Annotated in this window: 3 protein-coding genes; all 3 read right to left on the bottom strand. The window is 66.2% G+C overall.

Annotated features, from left to right (window positions below; all coding sequences use genetic code 11):
• A partial coding sequence (locus EOA33_RS27025; RefSeq protein WP_145989300.1) for a sugar ABC transporter ATP-binding protein occupies positions 1 to 1348 on the bottom strand: 1348 nt, incomplete at its 3' end.
• The gene (locus EOA33_RS27020) at positions 1345 to 2349 is read right to left on the bottom strand and encodes a LacI family DNA-binding transcriptional regulator (RefSeq protein WP_245482446.1); all 1005 of its coding nucleotides are present in this window, start codon (positions 2347 to 2349) and stop codon (positions 1345 to 1347) included. The genes EOA33_RS27025 and EOA33_RS27020, both read right to left, overlap by 4 nt.
• A gap of 162 nt (positions 2350 to 2511) precedes the next feature.
• A complete protein-coding gene (locus tag EOA33_RS27015; RefSeq protein ID WP_126055191.1) occupies positions 2512 to 3738 on the bottom strand; it encodes an anion transporter in 1227 nt (408 codons plus the stop codon).
• Positions 3739 to 3922: the final 184 nt, after the last annotated feature.

The following is a 3922-nucleotide window of genomic DNA, read 5'->3' as shown; positions in this document are numbered from 1 at the left end:
CTCTCAGCCGCGCATAGATTTCGCCCTTGGCGCCGACATCGACGCCGCGGGTCGGCTCGTCGAGGAGCAAGAGCCGCGGGTTGCCGAGAATTTCCTTGGCCAGCACCACCTTCTGCTGGTTGCCGCCGGACAGCGCGCCGACGGATATGTCCGGGTTCTTCGGACGGATGTCGAACTGGCCGAAGGACTGTCTCACCGCTTCCGCCTGGCGGCGCGGCGACATCAGGCCGGCCGGCGAGATGCGGCGGATCACGGACATGACCAGGTTGAGGCCGACAGCCATTCTCAGCATCAGGCCGCTGCCGCGCCGGTCGTCGGTGACGAAGGCGATGCCGGCCTTGCGCGCCGCGTCGATGGAGTCGAGTTTCACGGGCCTGCCGTCGACTGCGACCTCGCCCTGCCAGCGGCCGGCGAGACCGGTGCCGTAGAGCGCGGAAAGCAGTTCGGTGCGCCCTGCTCCCATGATGCCGGCCAGGCCGACGATCTCGCCCTCCCTGACCTCGAGCGAAATGCCGCTCGGCGGCTGCCAGCCGGCGCTTTCCCGGGCGAGCCTGAAGCTGGCATCCTTGAGGCGGAGCAACGTCTTGCCGGCGCTTCTGGCGCGTGCGGGGTAGAGTTCATCCAGCGAGCGCCCGACCAGGAGCCGCACCAACTCGGCCTGCGGCGCGTGCGGCTCGGTGACGCCGGCGACGCGGCCGTCGCGCATCACCGTCACGCGGTCGGCGATATCAGGGACTTCCTCCAGACGGTGCGAGATGTAGACGATGCCGACGCCGGTCGCGGCGAGCTTCCTCATGATGTCGAACAGACGCTCGACCTCTCCGACGGTGAGTGCCGCCGTCGGCTCGTCCATGATCAGCACGCGGGACGCATAGGACAGCGCCTTGACGATCGCCACCACCTGGCGCTGGCCGATAGAGAGGTCGGCGACAAGGCGCGCGGGGTCGATGGCGAGTTCGATCGCTTCCAGCCGCCGCTTCGCCTCGCGGCGCATCGCCGGCACGTCGAGCAGGCCGCCCGGTCGCATCAATTCGCGCCCGAGGAAGAGGTTCGCCGCGACATCGAGCGAGGGCACGAGGTCGAGTTCCTGGAAGATGGTGGCGATGCCGGCGGCCTGCGCCTCGCGCGGGTTGTTGAAGGTGACCGGCTTGCCGTCGATCTGGATTTCGCCCTCGTCCGGCGAGTAGACGCCCGACAGAAGATTCATCAGCGTCGATTTGCCGGCGCCGTTCTCGCCGAGCAGCGCGTGGATCTCGCCCGGCTTGAGATCGAAGTCGACGCCGCGCAGCGCCTGCACGCCGCCGAAGCGTTTCACCGCACCTGTGACCGAAAGCAGCGGCGCGCTCATGCCGGCCTCATGTGGGTTGGCCTCGCGCAGGACTGGCGTGCCTGCAGCCTTGCCTGCAGCCGCACGGCACGCGGCGCTGCGTGGCTGGAGGCGATGCGCTCGCTGAGCAGCGCCGCCGCCTGGCGGCCGATCTCGGTGCAGGGCTGCTCGACCAGCGTCAGACGCGGCTCGAAGCAGTCGGCCCATTCGAAATCGTCGAAGCCCGCCAGCGACAGATCGCCGGGGATCGAAAGACCCTTCTCGCGGATGGCGCGGACTGCCCCGATCGTCGTCATGTTGTTGCCGGTGACCAATGCGGTGGGCGGCGTGGCCAGCGACAGGATCGCATGCGTCGATGCCGTGGCGCTCGCCGTGTCGACATTCTCCGGCGAGACATAGTGCGGCAGGCACTCAAGTCCATTGCCGGCGAGCGAGGCGCGGAACGCCTCGATGCGCTCACGCGTGGTGGCCAGCCCCGGCTGGCCGGCAATGTAGCCGATGCGCTTGTGGCCGAAGGAAGCGACATGGTCGATGAGGGCATGCATCGCCGTGTCGTTCTCGACACCGATCTGGTCGAAGCGGTCGTCAGCGAACCGGTCGATCAGCACGCAGGGCAGCTTCTTCTCGGTAAGATAGTCGATCGCGCGCTCCGGCGAGCCCGACGGCGCCAGGATCACGCCGTCGACGCGGCGCTGGTGGAAGGCGCGCACCACCTGAAGCTCGCGGTCCGGGTCTTCCTGCGTGTCGGACAGAAACACCATCAGGCCGAGCCGCGCACATTCGGCCTCGACCGCGCAGATGATGTCGGTGAAATAGGGATTGGAGATCGCCGAGATGGCGAGCCCGACGCTATTGGTGGTGGACGCCTTCAGCGCGCGTGCCAACTCGTTGGGCTGGTAACCCATCGTGGCAATGGCATCGTTGATCAGCCTGGCCTTCTCGGGCGAGACGAAGCGGGTGCCGTTGACGACGTGTGAGACTGTCGAAACCGAGACGCCGGCGCGGCGCGCGACCTCAGCCATTGTCGGCATGCGTATGGAGTGCCCGCAAGCGCTCCTCCCTTGTATGCGTTTCCCAACCGCTCTTCGGCGGATTTCTTAGAAACCATAGAGCCATCGAAACGTTTGCGCAATCGATTCGACAAAGCCCGCGACAAATTTTGTCGCGGGCTGAAAACTTGGAGATCAGGAGGTGAAAGCCAGCCAGGCCGTGCCGGCGAAAAGCGTGACCAGGGTCAGCGGCAGGCCGACCTCGAAGAAGGCGGAGAAGGAAAGCTCCTTGCCCGCCGCCTTCGCCTGTTCGGCAACGATCAGGTTGGCAACGGAACCGAGCAGCGTGAAATTGCCGGCGAGCGTGGAGCTCATCGCGACCACCAGCCAGGCGCGCTCGGGGTTCTCGAGGCCGGGAATGAAGGGCCTCAGCGCCAGCACCGCCGGCACGTTGCTCATGACGTTGGAGAGCACGGCGGTGAAGCCGGAGAGCCGCCAGACATCGTCGAGCCCGATGTTTTTCGCCCAGGCGATCATATCGGGCGTCAGCAGCGTCTTTTCGGCGCCGGCCACCACCACGAACAGGCCGGCGAACATGAACAGCAACGGGCCGTCGATCTCGCGATAGATGCGATGCGGCTTGATCGCGCGGGTGACGAGCAGGAAGGCGCCGGCAATCAGCGCCGCCTTGGCAACGGCAACGCCGGCGAAGAACGCGACCGCCAGCACGACGCAGACGACTACCGCCTTCAGTACCTGTCCCGGCAGCATGCGGCCGCGATAGACTTCGGGACTGAGCTCCACGGTGCGGGAGAATTCGGCGCGGTAGACGATGCGCAAGATGACGATAACGGCGAGAAGACCGAACAGCGCCACCGGCGCGAGCGCGGCCGAAAAGGCCGGATAGGAAATGCCGGACAGCGCGCCGATCACCATGTTCTGTGGGTTGCCGGTGATGGTGGCGACACTGCCGCAATTGGAGGCGGTGCAGGTGGCAATCAGATAGGGAACCGGGTTGCGGTTGATGACGCGCGTGACGTGGACGACGATCGGCGCCATCACCAGGCAGATTGCGTCATTGACCAGGAAGGCCGAGAGGACGCCGGTCAGCAGCGTCACCATGACCAGGAGCATGAACGGCGCGTGCGCATGCTCGATGGCGAAGCCGCCGAGCGCGCGAAAGGCACCCGAGACCTTCAGATGCGCGACCACGATCATCATGCCGAGCAGCAGCGTGATGGTGTCGAAATTTATGGCGCGGTAGGCGTCCTCCATGCTGATCGCGCCGACGGCGATCATGGCCGCGCCACCGAGCAGCGCGATGCCGGCGCGGTCGAGGCGCAGGCCCGGAAAGCGGCCGACGGCGACACCGGCATAGGTCAGGATGAGGATCAAAAGTGCCGCCGCGCCAGTCCATGTCATTGGCAGAAGTTCCGTCCGAGCTCGCCCCTGCCCGGCAGATTCTGCCCGGCGGCATTCTTCGCTCCACCTTTAGCAAGCGCGCGGCAAAGCGAAAGCGGTTGTGCGGTTGAAACTTTTCGTGCGACCCGACGATAAGGCCGCGGCGTCCGAACAAACAGGCGGGTTTGCTCAGTGGCTAGTCTGC

The sequence above is a fragment of the Mesorhizobium sp. M4A.F.Ca.ET.050.02.1.1 genome, from assembly GCF_003997725.1.
GTDB lineage: Bacteria > Pseudomonadota > Alphaproteobacteria > Rhizobiales > Rhizobiaceae > Mesorhizobium.
Note: the sequence above shows the minus strand (reverse complement) of the source record. Positions and strands in the feature narration are given on the sequence as shown.